A 20,748-nucleotide genomic window follows, 5' to 3' on the forward strand; every position below is an offset into this window, starting at 1 on the left:
AAACATATTAATTTCTTATTCTTAACCGTATTTACATCCTTGTCAAGGTTTTAAACCTTGACAAGGATGTCTGCCAGACTACTTTTGCGTGATAATCTAAAATAATCCAATATAAATAATATAGCGCTTTTCAATCTTTGACATTCATTCTTTTTTAAATAATTCCTGCGAATATCTTATAGAAATAACAAAGCCCGGAGGTAACCGGGCTTTTGTATAAGGTGAATTTTTAATGTAATTATTTCTGTACTACAGGAAGATTTCCATTGCTTTTCTGTACTCTTTTATAAGTGAAAGTACACATCATAATACTGAATTCATATAAGATAAGTAATGGGAAAGCTGCCATCAGCATACTTAAAACGTCTGCCGGAGTGATGATTGCTGCCACTACCATGATTAATACAATCGCATGACGACGGTAAGTTTTCATAAATAAAGGGGTAAGAATTCCAATGCTGGTAAGGAAATAGATCAGAATAGGGAAAAGAAAAATAACTCCCATACCCAAAACTACCTGTAAAAATAATGTTGTATAATCACTCAGATCATAAAGAGGAACAATAATATCTGAAATTTTAAAGATTACTCCAAAATTAACAGCGAATGGAAGTATTAAAAAATACCCGCATAAAACTCCGGTCATAAAAAGTATCCAGACTGAATTAATGATATAGATTGAATTCTTTCTCTCTCTCGGATGTAAAGCTGGGCCAATGAAGCGCCATAGCTCCCAAACGATATAAGGAAATGCTGCAACCATTCCTCCAAAAACAGAAACAGCCATCATTACATTGAACTGCTGATATAGTCTTTGTACACGTACCGGAAAATCCTTCGGAAGGTGAATACTGTCTTCTCCCAAAATCAGTCTTGAAAAATGATTAACAATTTTGAAAGTCGGGAAATCATTTCTTGTAGGTCCAAAAAAGATATGGTCCATAATCCAGTTGATATTGAAACCAACCGCAAAGGCTGCAATGATGATAGCAATAATCGAACGGACTAAATGCCCTCTTAATTCTCCAATATGCCCAAGAAAGGACATGTCTTTGTTATTGTCCATATAATAGAATCTGTCAAAATGCCAGCTGCAAATGCCAGCAGTTTAAGTCTGCGAAATTATGAAATAATAATCAGTATTTAGAATTTATTAGTCATGAATTTGTTCAGGTTTATATTACATATCTTTGAAGTGTTTTAACAATACATTCAGATATATTAACAGACAGTCTGAAATAGTCATTTCAGACTGTCTGTTAATATACTTAAGCTCAGGATTATTTCTCCAGAATTTCCAGTACTTTTTGAGCTACAGCAGCTCCGGATTGAGGATTCTGTCCGGTTACCAGATTTCCATCAGCTACAGCAAAAGGAACAAAATCATGGTCTGTTTTTACATAATGGGCTCCTTTGCTTTTCAGTACATCTTCCGTAAGATATGGAATATGGTCAGCCAGTTCTGCAGCAATTTCCTCTGAATTTGAAAAACCTGTCAGTGTCTTTCCCTCAATCAGATTTTTTCCATTAGAAAGTTTTATATTGAAAAGTGCTACAGCTCCGTGACATACTGAAGATATAATACCTCCGTCTTCATAAATACTGCGGGCTATTTCCTGCAGCTCGGTATTATCAGGGAAGTCCCAGATCACACCATGTCCGCCTGCATAGTAAATGACGCTATAGTCTTTAGGATTGATCTCACCCGGTGTTAAAGTATGACCGAGTTTATTTCTGAAAGTTTCATCAGCATAATATTTCCAGTCTACAGGCTGTACAAACATTTGCAGAGAAATAGGATCAAGCGGAGTATAGCCTCCTTTCGGACTTACAAAATCAATTTCATAGCCTTTTTCTGCCAGCTTTTCATAGAAATGAACGGCTTCTCCCAGCCACAGGCCTGTTGCTCTTTCCATATCAGGATATTTTTCCACACTTGTCACTACGATTAATGCTTTCTTTTTCATTGGTATTGTTCTTAAAAATTATAGAACAAAGATTGTGATTTTTATAAAGCAATGCTAAGGATATACCTCAAAAAAAAGATGTGACACAGGTCACATCTTTATAAGTATAATCGGCTTAATGTTTCTCTTGAAACTCCCAGATAGCTTGCAATAAGCTGTTTCGGAATGTGGTCTATAAAACCGGGGTATTGTTTAATAAAATCTTCATAGCGTTCTTTGGCAGGCTTACTCATTAATGAGAGAATCCTTTGCTGCAGGGCTACATACCCAAAATTGGACTTTACTCTGAAAAAATGTTCCATTGCCGGAACTTTTGCACAAAGTGTATTTAAATCTTCATAAGATATAGCATATACTTCGGCATCTTCAATACAATCAACAGCCAGTGATGAGGTTTCCTGCTTAAAAAAACCAGCAAAATCTGAAATCCACCAGTTGGACGCAGCGAACTGAAGAATATGTTCTTTTCCTGCAGTGTCTATAAAGCTGCTTTTAACAATACCTTTTTCTATCAGAAAAATTTCATGTACAGGCTGATGTTCCTGTATAAGAAACTGTCTTTTCCGGAATCTTTTTTTCATAAAAAAGCTTTGAATAGCCTCAAATTCATCATTTGTAGGATTGATGATTTTCTGAATATGCTCTTTTAGGAAATGGCTCATCTTAATAAAGATTAATTAATTCCTTCATCAAGCAGTTTATGCAGATCAATGATTCCGAAATATTTTCCGTTTTCAGTTACTACAAGCTGACCAATATTATTGTTTTTTAAAATTTTCATCGCTTCTTTGGCAAGGGCATCCTTTTCAATAGTTCTTGGATTGGCAGACATAATGTCTTTAGCCAACACTTTACTGATATCTTCTCCCTTCATCAGCATTCTTCTCAAATCTCCATCGGTAATAACTCCAATGATCTGATCCTCATTGGTCACTACAGTAATCCCGTGGCTTGATGCACTGATGGAGATAATAACATCCCTTATCAGAGCATCTCCGGAAACCTGAGGCTTTTGTGAAGAAAGGAACTGCTCAACCCTGGAAGTAAGATTTTTACCCAGGCTTCCTCCAGGATGGAATTTGGCAAAGTCATTCGCTTTGAAATCATTCAGTTCCATCAAAGAAACGGCTAACGCATCACCCAATGCCATTTGAATGGTAGTGGAACTTGTAGGAGCCAGTTTATTAGGACAGGCCTCTACATCAACATGGGTATCCAGAATAATTTGTGAAAATTCAGCCAGTTTACTGCTTTTATTTCCTGTCATTCCGATCAGAGCTGAAGAATAATCCTTTAAATAAGGAACAAGGTTGGCAATTTCAGGAGAGTTTCCGGAATTGGAGATACAAAGTACCACATCCTGCTTCTGAATCACACCCAGATCACCATGAATTGCCTCCGAAGCATGCAGAAATTGAGAGGGAGTACCTGTAGAATTCAGGGTAGCAACAATTTTATTACCTACATGAGCAGATTTTCCTATTCCTACTACAATTAATTTCCCTTTTGCAGAGTGAATAATTTCTACAGCATGGGCAAATTGGTCGTCAATTCTGTTTTTTAATTTTTCTAGTTCTGAAATTTCAATTTCTAAAGTGCTTTTGGCAATTGATATAATGTTGGTTCTATCCATTTTATGACAATAAGGTATACAAAAAAGTTTTCAAAAAACGTTATATTTTAAAAACAATATTTAATATAAATTTTATTTTTTATAAATTCGTTCGCTTTTATTTTAAGCAGAATTTTTATAACTTTGGGTTAGATGCAAATTTAGCAATAGAAAATTAGATGAGCGCAAAAAAAGCCAATTTATCAGGCGAATTGAAAAAGTATTTTGGGTTTTCTACATTTAAGGGACAACAGGAACAGATCATAGAAAACCTATTGAACGGGAAGGATATATTTGTGTTGATGCCTACAGGTGGTGGTAAATCATTATGTTATCAGCTTCCGGCACTTATTTCTGAGGGGACGGCAATAGTTGTTTCACCTTTAATAGCGTTAATGAAGAATCAGGTAGATGCCGTAAACGGGCTTTCTTCTGAGGATGGGGTAGCGCATGTATTAAATTCATCATTAAATAAGACACAGACAAAACAGGTTTTTGACGATATTAAAAGCGGAAAGACCAAACTTTTGTATGTAGCTCCGGAATCATTGATTAAAGATGACTATCTGGACTTCCTGAAAGATGTTAAGATTTCTTTCTTTGCTATTGATGAAGCTCACTGTATTTCAGAGTGGGGACATGATTTCAGACCGGAATACAGGAACTTGAAACAGATTATTGATAAGATTGCCAGTGTACCGGTGATCGCTCTTACGGCTACAGCTACGCCGAAGGTGCAGGATGATATTCAGAAAACACTGGGCATGAGCAATGCTTTGGTCTTTAAAGAAAGTTTCAACCGGCCGAACCTATATTATGAGGTAACTCCTAAAATTAATATAGATAAGGAGATTGTTAGATTTATCAATCAACATAAAGGAAAATCAGGGATTGTCTATTGTCTGAGCAGAAGAAAAGTGGAAGAATTTGCCCAGCTTCTGCAGGTCAACGGAATCAATGCACTTCCTTATCATGCAGGTCTTGATCAGAAAGTGAGAGTAGCTAATCAGGATAAATTCCTGATGGAAGAAGTAGATGTGATTGTAGCTACCATTGCATTCGGAATGGGAATCGATAAGCCGGATGTACGTTTTGTTATTCACTATGATTTCCCGAAATCTCTGGAAAGTTATTATCAGGAAACCGGTAGAGCAGGAAGAGATGGCGGTGAAGGGCATTGTCTTGCTTTCTATGATCCTAAGGACATTGAAAAACTGGAAAAATTTCTTGCTCAAAAACCTGTGTCTGAAAGAGAAATCGGGTTACAGCTTTTAAATGAGGTAGTAGGGTATGCAGAAACTTCAATGAGCAGAAGACAATATATTCTTTATTATTTTGGAGAAAGCTTTGATCCGGTGAAAGGTGACGGAGCTCAAATGTGTGATAATTCATCCAATCCTCCGAAACTGAAAGATGCAACTTCTGATTTAACAAAGGCACTGGAACTGATTCATGATACAGGAGAAAAATTCAAGTCAAAAGATCTTATTTCCGTTATTGTAGGAAAAGAAACTGCTGTTTCCAAGTCTTATAAGCTGGAGCAGAACTCTTATTTCGGTTTTGGGAAAGAAGAAAAAGACAACTATTGGAAGACCATTTTAAGACAGGCAACCGTTCAGAATTTCTTACAGAAAGATATTGAAACTTACGGTGTTTTAAAGATGACAGAAAGAGGAAGAAGTGTATTGGCAGGCAAATCCAAGAATATTTTCTTAATTGCTGAAGATAGGGAATTCGACCTTACACAGGCCAAGGCAGATAGTGATCAGTTGCAGCAGCAGGCAGGAGGAGGCCTGGACCAAAAGCTTTTTACCTTATTAAAAGAATTAAGAAAAAAAGTAGCCAAAAAGCATGGTATCCCGCCTTACACGGTATTTATGGATCCAAGTTTGGAGGATATGACAGTTCAATATCCTATTACGTTAGATGAAATCAACAAAATTTATGGAGTAGGGGAAGGAAAGGCCAAGAAATATGGTAAAGAATTCGCTGACTATATCAAAACCTATGTTGAAGACAATAATATAGAACGTACTCAGGACATGGTCCTGAAACAGGTGGCCAATAAATCCAGTCACAAAGTGTTTATCATCCAGAGTACAGATAAAAAGATTGATCTTGAAGATATTGCAAGAGCCAAGAACCTTTCTATGGATGAACTACTGAAAGAAATGGAAAGAATTGTGTATCAGGGAACTAAACTTAATATCGATTATTATATTGAAGACAATTTTGATGAAGATATCGTAGACGGCTTCATGGAGTTCATGAACGAGTCTGAAAGTGACAGTATGAAAGTTCTGCTGGATGAGTTTGGAGATGAACTGTCTGATGAAGAGGTAAGAATGCTGAGAATTAAGTTTATCAGCGATGTTGCAAACTAAGGAATGAAATATGAAAAAAATATTAAAAGCTCTTCTACTGAAGAGCTTTTTTATTGTAATTTAGAGAAAGCTAATTATTCACATTAAATGTTATTTTTAAAGAAAAACTATATTGTAATTTTATTCTTTCTCATGATAGGTATCTTTGCCTATGATTATTTTATAAAGAAGGATTTCAAGAATAATTATAGGGAAACCGGAGAATATGCTGTTGGTACAATACATGGAATTAAAGAATATGGAAGAGGTACAGGGTATTACTATCTATACACATTTCAGGTAGGGAATAAAGAGTATAAAGGAAGATGTGATGGAGAGATGCCTTTTTCTAAAGGTCCCCAAAATATAGATAAGAGATTTTTAGTATTGTACTTAAAGAATAATATTCATAGTAATGTTCTTTATATAGAGATTCCTGTACATGATAGTATAAAAAATAATTCTGAATTAGAAAAATGGGTTTTGAGGCATCCTGAAGTTAATCCTAAGTTAGATGCAATTCCAGGCACGGGATTTTTCTTTGAAAACTATTTTTAGTTTTATAAACCTGGTGGCAATTTTTAGTCACGAATGCATAATTTCTTTATTGAAGTTACTATATTAGAATAAAATAATTCTTTATAGTTTTTAAACGATATAAGCACACAGATTTTATAAAATAATGTAGAGTTGTATTATAAGTACCTTACATTCATATATTCATAGCGATTATAATGATGTACAATTTTATCGGAGATAAAATCTTTGCGCCTTACAGCAGCAGATATTAAAAAATCCTTGCGTCTTTGCAAATTCCAACAAATACATATCTAAAAGTTACAATTACGCTGTCTTGTTTACAATGACAAAAGGAAGATTTGACTTGTAACTAAACTTTTTAGTAACTTTAACTGATGAAAAAAATATCTGTCATATTTATTCTGCCGGACCTAGAAACCGGAGGTGCAGAAAGAATAGTTACTACCATAGCAAATCATCTTTCCAGGGATCGTTTTGAGCCCAAGATTTTGCTGTTGCGTAAGCAAGGCGGATATCTTGATTTTCTGAAAAAAGATGTTGAAATTATCGATATCAATACCGATAGGATCAGACATTCCTTAAAACCCATTTTAGGAGAGATCTATAGAAGAAAACCTGATATTGTATTTTCCGGATTTGGAGAAGTGAATGCCTATTTATCATTATTTATCAAGCTTTTTCCAAGAACGAAGTTTATTGCCAGGGAAACGAATGTGGTTACCCAACACGTAACGAGAAAGGAAATCAAGTTCTTTTATAATTTTTACAATAACTACCAGAGAATTATTGCACAAAGTGATGATATGATGAAAGATCTTGTGGATAATTTTAATATTAAAAAGAAAAAAATTATCAAGATCAATAATCCGGTAGACTTTGACTTTATTGATGAAAAACTAAGAACTTCCTTGAAGCCTGATGGATTTAAATACAATTACAAAAATGTAGTAGCCATTGGGAATTTATCAGCCAGAAAAGGATTTGATAACCTGTTGAAAGTATTTTCAAGGCTCAAAAGCGAAAATATAATGCTTCATATTCTGGGGGATGGAAAAGACAGGGATGTTCTGCTTCAGATGAAGGAATTTTTAGGATTAAAAAATGTAATCTTCCATGGCAGACAGGAGAATCCTTACCAGTTTTTAAAGTATGCTGATCTGTTTATTCTTTCTTCAAGATATGAAGGCTTTCCCAATGTACTTCTGGAAGCGGGAGCATGCGGAACCTATTCTTTAGCCAATAATTGTCCGGGAGGGATCAATGAGATCATTCAGCATAATGTGAATGGCGAGATTGGCAATATTGAAGACTATGAAGACTTTGCCCAGCAAATCATAAAAGTGATGCATGGAAATTATAATCGCGATGCGATAAAAAATTCCATTAAATCAAGGTTTTCAAAAAATATTATTTTAGATAAATATGAAAAGGTATTATTGGACCTAATCTATAAATAGTCAATATCATAAGGATGAAAACAGTCGCATTTATTGCCTGCATGCTTTTTTCTATTACAGTAATGGCTCAGAAAAGCCAGATAGCCAGAAAAGAATTGTTGAAAGTTTCAATGAATCAAAAAGTAACTACTGCTGATGTTCAGGAAATAACAATGGCAGGAGGACAGGCTGCTCCCAAACATTTGCATCCATGTCCGGTCATTGGAATCATACAATCCGGAGAAGTTATTTTTCAGATAGAAGGTGAGGAAAGTGTTATTCTTCATGCAGGAGATGCTTTCTATGAACCTAAAAATGTTAATATTCTTCATTTTGATAATGCCTCAAAAGAAAAACCGCTGGTTTTTACGGCAATTTATTTGAAAAAAGGACATGAAGAAAATATTAAGTTTTTTAAATAATCGTTGAGAAAAAACATTAGTTGATTTTAAAACTGATAAAGTTTATTTTGATGGGTGATCATTTTGGTTACCCGCAATTCAAATCAATTCCTTAATATGATATTGGAAAGCATTTCTTTTTCAGGAATTATTGTTGCATTGATGTGTATGGCTTTGTTGCTTTCCAAAAAGAAAAAGGTTTCTTCAGATTATTATCTTATAGCTTGGCTCTTGGTTGCTGCTGCTAACCTGATCTATTATTTATTTCCATCCTTGCTTCCTGAAATTATTCAGCCTTTTGGTTTTGCGCTTCCTGTGCTCAGTATGGGAATGCTTTACCTGTATGTTATTTCGATTACTTTTAATATAGAGTTCAATGTAAGCTTCCTGATTAAACATTCTTTGTTTTTTATCTGTTACAGCTTATTATTTATTGGAATTTCATTGTTTTACAGTCAGATCGGATTTAACAACAGCATTCCGTTTTTTATAGAAAGACAACAGAATAAAATGCTGGATCTGCTTACGTTTCCAATGGCGATTGTTCCTGTGGTATATATCATTTTGTGTTTTCTGGCTTTAAAAAGATACCAGAAGATGCTTCCCGAATATTATTCAGCACTTGAAAAAATAAACCTGAACTGGCTGAAATATATCATTGTTTCTTTAATTATACTCTTTATCGGGATTTTCTGTATGATTGCTTTAGGAACACAAACGGAACTCATTCCTTTTGATAAGATTTTTCAGATTGTTGCAGTAGTGCAAAGTGGCTATTTATTGTGCATTGTATTCTTTAGTTTAAGGCAGAGTATTGTTTTTAACCAACAGGTAATTCTTGATAGGAATACTGTGGTTACCAAAGAAGAAAAAGTCGATGTTCAGGATAAAGCCTATTCCGATATCCTTTCCCAAAGGTTATTACAATTCATGGAAACAGGCAGACCTTATCTTGACGAAGAGTTGAGCCTGCAGAAATTGTCTCTATTAATGGATGTTTCCACCCATCAGCTTTCACAGACGATCAATCAGGGACTCAATACCAACTTTTACAAATTTGTAAATGCTTACAGAATAGAAGAAGTTAAGAAAAAGCTTGTAGATCCTGTGTTTGAAAAATATTCAATCTTAGGAATTGCATTTGAATCAGGGTTTAATTCAAAATCTACTTTCAATAAGATCTTTAAGGAAGAAACCGGAATGACACCATCCGAATTTAAGAAGTCCGAATCGATTAAAAAAGAGTCCTAACCGATCATTTAGGACGACCAGGCTTGTGTTTTATGGGATTTTTGCCATCAAAAAACTATGGACACACCTCTTCATTTAAGTAACATTATTGTACATGTCATCAGTGGAACCATTGCACTTATCATTGGGTTTCTGATTCTGTTAAAAACAAAAGGAACCTTATTACATGTAAAGCTCGGATACTTTTTTGTGTATTGTATGATCGTTGTGGTAACTACCGGTGCTTTCGGAGTCATTGTATTTAAAAGAAACCTTTTTCTGCTGTTGATTACCATTCTGGCCGCCTATAATACTTATTCGGGATTCAGGATTTTAAAGGAAAAATCAAACCGTTTTTACCTCAAAGACCTTTTGGCGATGCTGGGTGCCTTAGCCATAGCTTTGGTGTTTGTGTATTACCTGAAATTTATTGGTTTCTATTGGAATCCGGTGGTTATTTACTCTGGTGTAGGCTATTTGCTGCTGGTGGTTTCATATGATGCATTTCGATATTGTATTCCCAGAGCCCGATATGGAAATCTTTGGCGTTATGAGCATTCCAGTAAAATGATCAGTGCAATGGGAGCGCTTTTATCTGCTTTTATCGGAACTCTTTTACCGGATTATAAACCCTATAGCCAGATTCTTCCGTCTCTGTTGATGACTTTGATAATGATATTTTTTAATATTAAAATTTATTTCCGATTGAAAAAATAAAATACTGTAGCAAAGCCATAAATCTTTGTGTTCTCAAAATATCAGACTTTGTGCATAAAAGACTTTGTGTACTTTGATCGTAACTTCATATTGAGGTGTTTTTAGTATTTTTGCGTTTCAAATAAAAATAGAATGAAAATGATTCCTAAAATAGGATGCGCTTGTGAAAAACCGGACCAAAATTATACTGAATACAGAAGTTCCGAGTTGGGGATAGATCATACCAACGGAAGGAACGGAGAAGTAAGTATTCAGCAGTGTAAGTTATGCCAGAGAATATGGATTCATTATTTTGTTGAATATGAACATTATTCCCAATCAGGAAGATGGTACAAAGGAATTGTTTCGAAAAAAGACCGTTTACAGATAACTCCGGAAAACGCAGTGGAGTATCTTGAAAATGTTGAATGGTATGTTTATGGAGGTTCTTTTTTTGAAAGTACAGGAACGATCGGAAATGGTAGACTGCAGCTAGATTGATGACCGCGTTAAGGTATTTAAAATTTTTTGATCTCAAAATTGATAAAACTCACTTTGGTGCTTGGTAATTTATATGTAAATTTGTGAGAATTAAGATAGATAATAATAAACAAATTCATAAAATAACATGAGTCAATTCGATGTTACCGTAATAGGTTCTGGTCCTGGAGGTTATGTAGCTGCGATCCGTGCAGCACAGTTAGGTTTCAAAACAGCAATTATTGAAAAATATTCAACTTTAGGCGGAACTTGTCTTAACGTTGGATGTATTCCGTCAAAAGCGCTTCTTGACAGCTCTGAGCATTTCGAAAATGCAAAACACAATTTTGCAGGTCACGGAATCATCATCAACGAGCCTCAAGCGGATATCGCAAGAATGATCGAACGTAAAAACGAAGTGGTAGATCAAACGACTAAAGGAATCAACTTTTTGATGGACAAAAACAAAATCACTGTTTTTGAAGGATTGGGAAGCTTTGAATCTGCTACTCAGATTAAAATCACTAAGAATGACGGTTCTTCTGAAACGATTGAATCTAAATATACCATCATTGCAACAGGTTCTAAACCATCTTCTTTACCTTTCATTACTCTTGATAAAGAAAGAGTAATTACTTCTACTGAAGCTTTAAATCTTAAAGAGATTCCTAAGCATTTGGTAGTAATCGGAGGTGGAGTTATTGGTCTTGAATTAGGTTCTGTATACTTAAGACTGGGTGCTCAGGTAACTGTAGTTGAGTTTATGGATAAAATCATCCCTGGAATGGATGGAGCTTTAAGTAAGGAATTAACTAAAGTTCTTAAAAAACAAGGAATGAAGTTTATGCTTTCTACAGCGGTTTCTGCAGTAGAAAGAAACGGTGATACTGTAAAAGTTACGGCTAAAGATAAAAAAGGAGAAGAAGTAGTTGTAGAAGGAGATTACTGTTTAGTTTCTGTAGGAAGAAGACCTTATACAGACGGTCTTGGTCTTGAAAAAGCAGGAGTAGAACTTGACGAAAGAGGAAGAGTAAAAACAAACGACCACCTTCAGACTAACGTTGCTAACATCTATGCAATCGGAGATGTGATCAAAGGAGCAATGCTTGCTCACAAGGCTAGTGAAGAAGGAACTTTAGTTGCTGAAATATTAGCAGGTCAAAAACCACATATCAATTATAATCTAATCCCGGGTGTTGTTTACACTTGGCCTGAAGTTGCTGGAGTTGGTAAAACTGAAGAGCAGCTGAAAGAAGAAGGAGTAGCTTATAAAGTAGGTTCTTTCCCAATGAGAGCATTAGGAAGAAGCCGTGCAAGTGGTGATGTTGATGGTCTTGTTAAAATTATTGCAGACGAGAAAACTGATGAGGTTTTAGGGATGCATATTATAGGAGCAAGAGCTGCTGACCTTATTGCTGAAGGAGTAATTGCTATGGAGTTCCGTGCAAGTGCTGAAGACATCGCAAGAAGTTCTCACGCACACCCAACATATGCAGAAGCGATTAAAGAAGCTGCATTGGATGCTACAGAAAAAAGACCTATCCACATGTAATATTTGATTAAAAATTTAATCATTTAAATAATAGAAGAGGAGCAACTGCTCCTCTTTTTGTCATTGCGAGCAAAGCGAAGCTATCTCAAAGTCACAATTTTTTTGAATGGCTTCTATTGTAAATCACAAAGATTTTATCTCCGATAAAATTGTATACTGTTAAAATATACTTTTGTAATTGCTACGAATTCACGAATGATTTTTATTAATGTATAAAATATGATAATGGAAATATTTTGAAAGCTTTTCATTGCTGAGAATCTTTGATTCTCTTGCGCCATAAAGTAATTAGTATTATAATTCTTTTGCGCCTTAGCGTTTTCCAATAAAATCCCTAAGCTACCAGAATTAGAAAGATTTAGGTGACAATAGCCTCCAATAAACTATCCGTTCATCTACATAATTCTCATTTTATCGTAAAATTTCGAATTTTTGGGAACAATATTAAACTGTATTCCGAAGGTGATCCCTTTAAAATATTTTTCTTTATGTATAGGAAAAGCATAGCCGGTATTGAGAAATACAGCATTAAATAAAGAGATTCCAATTCTTGGTTCCAATGCATACTGATTGATCGAAGCGCCATACAACAGTCCGTTATTAAGGAAAGAAATGTTAGCCTCCGGAATAAATTTATTGGTGTCATCAATTCGTGTATAAAGTATTGACGGTCCCAGAATCACAGATTGATAATTGGAATTTCCGAGTCTGAATTCCAATCCGGCCTGTAAAACATTCCTTCCGCTGTAACGATAGGCCAGATTAATGGCTGCTCTATCCAGGATCTGGGCATTGACAGTGATGAGGGAAAGAAGAAATACTACAGCAAAATATCTTTTCATGTTATTTTTTATTCAAATGTACAGGTTTTAAAGACCATCTGAAATATAAAACGATTCTTAAAACTATAGATTAGGTTAATCTTCAAATTTCCGTACCTTTGTAAGCTAATTTTATCATCAATGCAACTCGGAAAAACTCAGACTTTACAAATTTCAGAAAAAAATAACTCAGGATGGTTTCTTACAGATGAAGAATCCGGTGAAAAAGCTTTTCTTCCTAAAATTTTCATTCGTGAAGAGAAGGAAGTAGGAGAGTATGTTGAGGTTTTTGTATATCAGGATGATGATAAATTGAAAGCGACTACTGAGATTCCTTTGGCAGAAGTAGGTGAATTTGCGGTAATGAGCTGCGTACAAAGCCTTCCAAGCGGGGCGTTTATGGATTGGGGAATCATCAAAGATTTGTTTATTCCGTATAAACAGCAAAAAGCCAAGATTATTGAGGGAAAAAGATACCTGGTTCATATTTATGTAGATGAAGCTATGGATCTGATCACCGGGACTACAAAATTCAAAAGAAATCCACAATATGAAGATCTTCCGTTCAAAAAAGGGGATAAAGTAGACCTTATCATGATGAACGAAGGTGAACTGGGCTGGAATGTTGTGATCAATAAAAAATATATAGGTTTGATATATGCTTCGGATGTATTCAAGAAGTTGTATCCATTATCTGAAGAGAAAGGATATATCAAAACCATTCGGGAAGATGGAAAAATTGATATTTCCTTACAGCCGGAAGGATTTGAAAATATTGACGAATTCAAACAAAAGATTCTGGACAGGCTGGAAGAAAATTACGGTCTTCTGTATGTGTCTGATAAATCTACTCCTGAAGAGATTAAAGATGAGCTTCAGATGAGTAAAAAGAACTTTAAGAAAGCGATAGGAGGCCTTTATAAGGATAACATTATCGAAATTTCAGACGACAAAATCAAATTATTATAAAAAACAAAAAGAGCAGAATTTTCTGCTCTTTTTTGTTGATACCTGCTTCTATATTCATTTAGAGAAATACTGATGTAGCATTTACCACTACAATATCCAATTTTAGCATTCAAAACTTTATTTCAAAAATATGATGTAAATCATAACAATTTCGTTTATTTTTTTTGTTTAACAATTTTGTCAAAAATAAAATTTGATATAAATTTGCACAAAATTGTTTAACAATAATGTCAAATCAAGCAAAAAAAGACCAAACACAGGAATTGATCAAGGAGACAGCGAAGAAATTATTCTTTGTGAAAGGAAAATTTGATGCTACTACGCAGGAGATTGCAGATGAAGCAGGGGTGAATAGAACCCTTATTAATTATTACTTCCGATCAAGAGACAAACTTATTCAGATCATCTTTGATGAAGCACAGAAAGTAGAGCAGGAAAAATCAAAGATTATCCAGAATTCGGAGCTTCCATTTAAAGAGAAGATCAGTCAGTTTATAGAAAGCAGCCTTTCTACGAGCCTTCAATATCCCTATCTGGAAACATATATCGTTTCACAGATCAATAAAGGAACCTGCCATCAAAGGGAAATTGAGGAAGATATCCTGGACAAAATGTACAGCGATATTGAAAAAGAAATGGAATTAGGGAATATTGAGAAGATGGCCCCGGTTCAGTTTATTCTGAATATGGTTTCACTATTGGTTTTTCCAAGTGCCGTAAGACCTTTATTCATGGAGAATTTATTAATTAGTGACGAAGAATATGATGAGATTATTTCCGTGAGAAAAGGGATCATTATCAATATGTTATTTAAAAATTAAAGAAATCTAAAGTATTTCTTAAAATGATTCGTCAGTTAGAAATAAAACAAGGATAAAAATTAAAAAAATAAACGAAGTATAAAAATTATGAAAAGAAAACGTATAACTGCTCAAAAGCTAAAGATTGGGATAGCTGCAGCATTTATGATTTTCGGTTTTTCATCAGTGTCTGCCCAGCAGGAGGTTTCTCTGCAGGAGGCAATAAAACAGGCACTCCAGAATAAGGCAGAAGCTAAAAAAGCTGCCTTACAGGTTAAAAAAGCCGAATATAAGATTGATGAGGCTAAAGCCGGAGCTCTTCCACAGATCAGTGTGGCCGGAGGTGTTTCTTATAACCCCATTATCCAGGAAACGGTAGTGGAGATCATGGGACAGCGAAACATCTTCAAAATGGGACAGCCATGGAACTCCAACATTTCCGCTTCATTGAACCAGGCTCTGTTTGATCAGAGGGTTTTCATCGGTTTAAAGGCTGCAAAGTCTACCAGAGAATTCTATGTACTGAACTCTCAGCTTACCAATGAACAGATTATTGTAAATGTAGCAACAGCTTATTACAATGTATTTGTACAGGAAGAAAACCTGAAAACACTGGAAACAAGCTATAAAAACACTGAGAAGGTAAGAAATGTTATTAAAAGCTTAGTGGATAACGGTTTGGCAAAACCTATCGATCTTGACAGAACGAATGTTCAGCTGACTAATATCGCTTCTAATAAGCAAAAACTCATCAACGGGGTGGAACTTTCTAAAAATGCTCTGAAGTTTTATATGGGAGTACCTATTGATTCTCAGATTGAACTGGAAGAGAAAAGCATAGAACCAAAACCTGAGCTTATTGCCGGACAGATCAATTTAGATAACAGATCTGAAGTGAAAGTTCTTAGGAAGCAAATGGAGCTTTTACAGTTCAATAAAAAGGCGACCGAAGCCTTCCTTTATCCTACAGTAAGCCTACAGGCCAACTATGGATGGTACGGAATGGGAACAAAATTCCCTTGGTTCAACGGAATCAGTAATGGAGTAAACTGGAGTGATGCAGCATCAGTAGGATTAAATGTAAACATTCCGATCTTTACCGGAGGAGCTACAAAATCTAAGATCCAACAGGCTGAAATTGATATTCAGGATTTAAATCAGGATATTGAAAGCACACAGCTGAGCCTGAATTTAGATTATAAAAATGCAACCACCAATATGGAAAATGCTTTAATCAATATTCAGAGCATGAAGGATAATGTGGCATTAGCAGAAAAAGTACAGGCTAATACACAATCTAACTATCAATATGGCTTGGCAACACTTACAGATTTATTGGATACAGATAACTCATTAACAGAAGCAAAACAAAACTATGCCAATGCTCTATTAGATTACAAGCAGGCTGAAATTCAGTTGATGAAAGCAAAAGGAGAATTAAACACACTACAAAACCCATAATAAGCAATGAAAAAAACTTTAATATATATCATCGTAGCAGCTGTACTGGTTGGGTTGGCAGCTTACAAGATTGCAGGTAACAAAGAAAAGCAGACTCAGGAAGTAAAGGAGGTTGCCAAGCAGGTAGATAAAATCAACGTTAATATTGTAACGGTAGCAAGAGAAAATATTGATACAGACTATTCTGCGAACGGAACGTTTATTCCTAAACAGGAAATGAACCAGGCTTCTGAAATTTCAGGACGTATTGTTAACGTTTTGGTGAAAGAAGGCTCAAGAGTAGGAGCAGGTCAGGTGTTGGCGACTATTAAAAGAGATGCTATCGAAGTTGATGTTACTCAGGCTCAAAATAACCTACAGAATGCTGTTATTGATAACCAACGTTATGAAAACGCATATAAAACAGGTGGAGTTACAAAACAACAACTTGATAACTCAAGATTGCAGTTGAAAAATATGCAGGCTGCAGTGAAAGCTCAGGGAGTAAGAGTAAATGATACAAGTATCCGTGCAGGAATCAGCGGAACGGTTAATAAAAAAATGGTAGAGCCGGGAACAGTTGTTTCAGTAGGAACTTCCATGTTTGAGATCGTTAACATTAACAGCTTAAAACTTTCTGTTTTAGTAGATGAAAGCCAGGTTGGAAAAATCCAGTTAGGTCAGGAGGTTCCGATTAAAGTAAACGTTTTACCTGAAGAATCTTTTGTGGGTAGAATTACATTTATCGCTCCAAAAAGTGATGCTTCTTTGAATTTCCCTGTTGAAATTGAAGTTCAGAACAGAGGAAACTTAAAAGCGGGTATGTACGCAACAGCTACCTTTAAAACAAACCATGGAGCAGAAACTCAGAATATGCTGACTGTTCCTGCAGAAGCGTTTGTGAATGGAGTAAGTTCAGGACAGCTGTTCGTTGTTCAGAATGGTGTTGCTAAATTGATTACAGTAACCGTTGGTAAAGTTTACGGAGACAAAGTACAGGTATTAAGCGGACTGAATGGTGGTGAGCAAGTGGTAACCAGCGGACAGATCAACCTGGACAACGGATCTAAAGTAAACATTATAAAGTAGAGGATCTATGAAGTTAGCAGAAATATCGATTAAAAGACCCTCGCTGGTAATTGTATTATTTACAATTCTGACACTGGGAGGTATCCTGAGTTATACGCTCATGGGATACGAATTGATTCCGAAGTTTGAAACCAACATGGTAACCATTTCTACGGTGTATCCGGGAGCTTCGCCTGCAGAGGTGGAGACCTCCGTCACCCGAAAGATTGAAGATGCCGTAGGTTCTTTGGAAAACGTAAAAAAAGTAGAATCTTCTTCATATGAAAGTTTATCGGTTATTATGGTTCAGCTGAACAATGGAGCAGATGTAGACTTTGCATTGAATGATGCTCAGAGAAAGGTAAATGCAATTCTGGGAGACCTTCCGGATGATGTAAAAGCACCTTCCCTGAATAAATTCTCACTGGATGATTTACCAATTATCACGATGAGTATTTCATCTGATAAATTAAACAGTAAGGACCTTTACGACTTACTAGATAAAAAGATTGAACCTATTTTCTCCCGTGTAAACGGAGTAGCACAGGTTGATCTTGTAGGTGGACAGGAGAGAGAAATTCAAGTGAACCTGGACGAAAAGAAATTGCAAGGGTACGGACTTTCTATTGGAGATGTTCAGCAGGCAATCCTTTCATCAAACTTAGATTTCCCTACTGGTAGTTTGAAAACAAGAACTACAAAATCTACCATCAGATTATCAGGAAAGTATAAGTCAACTGAAGAAATGAACAATCTTGTGGTTTCCAACAAAAATGGAGCTCAGGTTCGTTTATCTGATATTGCAACCGTTTTCGACTCTCAGAAAGATGTTGAAAAAGTAGCAAGATTCAATCAGTTTCCAACAATCTTAATGCAGGTAAAAAAGCAGTCTGATGCCAATGCAGTAGCAGTATCTGAAAGTGTTCAGAAAACGATTCAGACCGTAGAAGAAGCTTACAAAGTTCAGGGAGTAAAAGTAAAAATCGTAAATGATACAACAGAATTTACCCTTGAATCTGCCAACCACGTAATTTTCGACTTATTCCTGGCGATTATTCTTGTGGCAATTGTAATGCTATTATTCCTTCACAGTATCAGAAATGCATTCATTGTAATGGTTTCGATCCCGGCTTCATTGGTGGCGGCGTTCATCGGAATGAATCTGATGGGATATACTTTGAACTTAATGAGTTTACTGGGGCTTTCCCTTGTGGTAGGTATCCTTGTAGATGACGCGATTGTAGTACTGGAAAACATCTACCGTCACATGGAGATGGGTAAAAGCAAGATCAGAGCAGCCTATGACGGTGCATCAGAGATCGGATTTACCGTTGCAGCGATTACCCTGGTAATTGTGGTGGTATTCTTACCGATTGCAATGAGTTCAGGGCTTGTAGCCAACATTCTGGCACAGTTCTGCGTCACGGTGGTTATTGCAACATTATTATCGTTGTTGGCATCATTTACCATCATTCCTTGGTTATCATCAAGATTTGGTAAACTGGAGCATTTAACAGGTAAAAACTGGTTTGAGAAATTCATCCTTTGGTTCGAAGGACTCATTGACAAATTTACGCACTGGATTACGGGTATTCTTGAATGGTGTCTGAAAACAACAGTGAGAAGAATTTCTACAGTAGTTATTACATTCATTGTTTTAATCAGCTCATTCTCATTGGTGATTTTTGGATTCATTGGAGGAGAATTCTTCCCGCCGATTGACCGTGGTCAGTTCTTAGTACAGATGGAACTTTCTAAAGATGCAACTGTTGAAAAAACAAACCAGCTAACATTAGATGTTGAGAAGTTTTTAAGAAATGATAAAGATGTTGTAGACTTAATTACAACGGTTGGACAGCAGTCAACAGGTTTTGGTGGAGCTCAGGCAACTACTTACCAGTCTGAAGTTCAGGTAAACTTAACGGATAAATCTGAACGTTCTGAAAGTACAAACATCAAAGCTGCAAAAATAAAAAGAGTACTGGAGGAGAAATTCACTGGTGTTGAGTTTAAAACAGCTCCAATTGGTATCATGGGTGCTGAAAATGCCCCAATCGAAATGGTAGTAACCGCTCCGGATAACGCAACAGCAGTAAAAGAGGCTACAAGAATCCTTGAATTACTGAAAAAAGTTCCTGGAGCAGTAGATGCAGAATTATCAACTGATTCTGGTAACCCAGAAGTACAGGTGAATATCGACAGAGATAAAATGGCTTCTCTAGGCTTAAATCTTTCAAGTGTAGGACAAACGATGCAGACTGCATTTAACGGGAATACAGATGGAAAATTCAGAGCAGGAGAATATGAATATGACATTAACATCCGTTTTGGAGATCTGAACAGACAGTCTATTGATGATGTCAAAAACCTAATGTTTACAAACCCTCAGGGTCAGCAGATTCGTTTAAGCCAGTTTGCTGAAGTAAAAATGGGTTCAGGACCAAGTTTGCTTGAACGTAGAGATAAGTCTCCTTCTGTAAAAGTAAGAGCTAAAGCAGTAGGTAGACCGGTTGGAGACGTAGCAAACGAGTGGTCTGCTAAGTTCATGAACGAGAAAAGACCTATTGGTGTAGATTACATCTGGAGTGGAGATATGGAAAACCAGCAGGAAGGTTTCGGTACTTTAGGGATTGCTTTATTAGCAGCTATCGTATTGGTATATCTTGTAATGGTATCATTGTATGACAGTTTCGTTTATCCTTTCGTAGTATTGTTCTCTATTCCGTTGGCGATGATCGGGGTAATGGTAATCCTTGCCTTAACAGCCAACTCATTGAACATCTTTACGATGCTAGGGATGATCATGTTGATTGGTCTTGTAGCGAAGAACGCGATTATGATCGTTGACTTTACAAATGCAAGAAAAGCAGCGGGAGCAAGTACTCATGATGCATTGATCCAGGCTAACCACGCCCGTCTTCGTCCGATCCTGATGACAACCATTGCGATGATCTTCGGTATGTTACCGATCGCATTGGCAACAGGGGCAGGAGCAGAGATGAACAAAGGTCTTGCATGGGTAGTAATCGGTGGTTTAACATCGTCTCTATTCCTTACCTTGATCATTGTGCCTGTAGTATACTCTCTATTTGACTCTATCCTAAGAAGAATGGGTAAAGATACCAAAGTAGACTACGAAGCTGAAATGAAGGCAGATTATGAACACAGAGAATTAAATGAAGACGGATTTACTCCTAAGCATTTAGATAACTAAAATATCATATACCTTTAATTAATCGAAAGCGCCTCAGATCTTCTGAGGCGCTTTTTTGTTTTGCCACGAATGCCTTTAGATTTGTAAAAGGATTTAGTAATAAATTAGATAATAATTAAATACTGAAGAACCAGAGAAAATAAAGTGAACTAAACGAAT

The 20,748-nt window shown here is 35.9% G+C and carries 18 protein-coding genes; 13 read left to right on the plus strand and 5 right to left on the minus strand.

Annotated elements, in window-relative coordinates; genetic code table 11:
* Window positions 1–238: 238 nt before the first annotated feature.
* The 4 genes from tatC to DRF65_RS15455 all read right to left on the minus strand — a co-directional run bounded on the left by tatC (window position 239) and on the right by DRF65_RS15455 (window position 3,600).
* Complete coding sequence (gene tatC, locus DRF65_RS15440) at window positions 239–1,066, minus strand: twin-arginine translocase subunit TatC (RefSeq protein ID WP_115971654.1); 828 nt, start codon at window positions 1,064–1,066, stop codon at window positions 239–241.
* A gap of 214 nt (window positions 1,067–1,280) precedes the next feature.
* A complete protein-coding gene (locus DRF65_RS15445; protein ID WP_115971655.1) occupies window positions 1,281–1,967 on the minus strand; it encodes a type 1 glutamine amidotransferase domain-containing protein in 687 nt (228 codons plus the stop codon).
* Window positions 1,968–2,065: 98 nt separating this feature from the next.
* Entirely contained in the window at window positions 2,066–2,629 is a 564-nt protein-coding gene (locus DRF65_RS15450; RefSeq protein ID WP_115971656.1) for a Crp/Fnr family transcriptional regulator, read from the minus strand.
* Window positions 2,630–2,640: 11 nt separating this feature from the next.
* Window positions 2,641–3,600 (minus strand): KpsF/GutQ family sugar-phosphate isomerase, encoded by a 960-nt coding sequence (locus DRF65_RS15455; protein WP_115971657.1) that lies wholly within the window; start codon window positions 3,598–3,600, stop codon window positions 2,641–2,643.
* A 158-nt stretch (window positions 3,601–3,758) separates the two neighbouring features.
* Between DRF65_RS15455 and recQ the strand changes: the two genes are divergently transcribed.
* The 8 genes from recQ to lpdA all read left to right on the plus strand — a co-directional run bounded on the left by recQ (window position 3,759) and on the right by lpdA (window position 12,277).
* Entirely contained in the window at window positions 3,759–5,963 is a 2,205-nt protein-coding gene (gene recQ, locus DRF65_RS15460; protein ID WP_115971658.1) for a DNA helicase RecQ, read from the plus strand.
* 132 nt (window positions 5,964–6,095) lie between these two features.
* Window positions 6,096–6,500, plus strand: a complete 405-nt coding sequence (locus DRF65_RS15465) for a hypothetical protein (RefSeq protein WP_123947362.1) — start codon at window positions 6,096–6,098, stop codon at window positions 6,498–6,500.
* Between the two features lie 356 nt (window positions 6,501–6,856).
* Entirely contained in the window at window positions 6,857–7,939 is a 1,083-nt protein-coding gene (locus tag DRF65_RS15470) for a glycosyltransferase (protein WP_115971660.1), read from the plus strand.
* Between the two features lie 14 nt (window positions 7,940–7,953).
* Window positions 7,954–8,340, plus strand: coding sequence for a cupin domain-containing protein (locus DRF65_RS15475; RefSeq protein WP_228438741.1), 387 nt, complete (start codon window positions 7,954–7,956; stop codon window positions 8,338–8,340).
* Window positions 8,341–8,436: 96 nt separating this feature from the next.
* A complete protein-coding gene (locus DRF65_RS15480; protein WP_115971661.1) occupies window positions 8,437–9,570 on the plus strand; it encodes a helix-turn-helix domain-containing protein in 1,134 nt (377 codons plus the stop codon).
* 57 nt (window positions 9,571–9,627) lie between these two features.
* Window positions 9,628–10,266, plus strand: a complete 639-nt coding sequence (locus DRF65_RS15485; protein WP_115971662.1) for a DUF2306 domain-containing protein — start codon at window positions 9,628–9,630, stop codon at window positions 10,264–10,266.
* Between the two features lie 132 nt (window positions 10,267–10,398).
* Window positions 10,399–10,746: a hypothetical protein gene (locus DRF65_RS15490; RefSeq protein ID WP_115971663.1), complete on the plus strand. Its 348-nt coding sequence runs from the start codon at window positions 10,399–10,401 to the stop codon at window positions 10,744–10,746.
* Window positions 10,747–10,873: 127 nt separating this feature from the next.
* Window positions 10,874–12,277: a dihydrolipoyl dehydrogenase gene (lpdA, locus tag DRF65_RS15495; protein ID WP_115971664.1), complete on the plus strand. Its 1,404-nt coding sequence runs from the start codon at window positions 10,874–10,876 to the stop codon at window positions 12,275–12,277.
* Between the two features lie 395 nt (window positions 12,278–12,672).
* Here the strand turns inward: lpdA and DRF65_RS15500 are convergent, their stop codons facing one another.
* The gene (locus DRF65_RS15500; protein ID WP_115971665.1) at window positions 12,673–13,119 is read right to left on the minus strand and encodes a hypothetical protein; all 447 of its coding nucleotides are present in this window, start codon (window positions 13,117–13,119) and stop codon (window positions 12,673–12,675) included.
* Between the two features lie 120 nt (window positions 13,120–13,239).
* On the opposite strand from DRF65_RS15500, the gene DRF65_RS15505 reads away from it, so the two are divergent.
* From DRF65_RS15505 to DRF65_RS15525, 5 genes are all read left to right on the plus strand, one after another.
* A complete protein-coding gene (locus tag DRF65_RS15505; RefSeq protein WP_115971666.1) occupies window positions 13,240–14,067 on the plus strand; it encodes a CvfB family protein in 828 nt (275 codons plus the stop codon).
* Window positions 14,068–14,294: 227 nt separating this feature from the next.
* Window positions 14,295–14,888 (plus strand): TetR/AcrR family transcriptional regulator, encoded by a 594-nt coding sequence (locus DRF65_RS15510; RefSeq protein WP_115971667.1) that lies wholly within the window; start codon window positions 14,295–14,297, stop codon window positions 14,886–14,888.
* An 87-nt stretch (window positions 14,889–14,975) separates the two neighbouring features.
* The gene (locus tag DRF65_RS15515; RefSeq protein ID WP_115971668.1) at window positions 14,976–16,328 is read left to right on the plus strand and encodes a TolC family protein; all 1,353 of its coding nucleotides are present in this window, start codon (window positions 14,976–14,978) and stop codon (window positions 16,326–16,328) included.
* 6 nt (window positions 16,329–16,334) lie between these two features.
* A complete protein-coding gene (locus DRF65_RS15520; protein WP_115971669.1) occupies window positions 16,335–17,396 on the plus strand; it encodes an efflux RND transporter periplasmic adaptor subunit in 1,062 nt (353 codons plus the stop codon).
* A gap of 7 nt (window positions 17,397–17,403) precedes the next feature.
* Entirely contained in the window at window positions 17,404–20,589 is a 3,186-nt protein-coding gene (locus DRF65_RS15525; protein ID WP_115971670.1) for an efflux RND transporter permease subunit, read from the plus strand.
* Window positions 20,590–20,748: the final 159 nt, after the last annotated feature.

Origin of the sequence: Chryseobacterium pennae, assembly GCF_003385515.1 — a bacterium.
GTDB lineage: Bacteria > Bacteroidota > Bacteroidia > Flavobacteriales > Weeksellaceae > Chryseobacterium > Chryseobacterium pennae.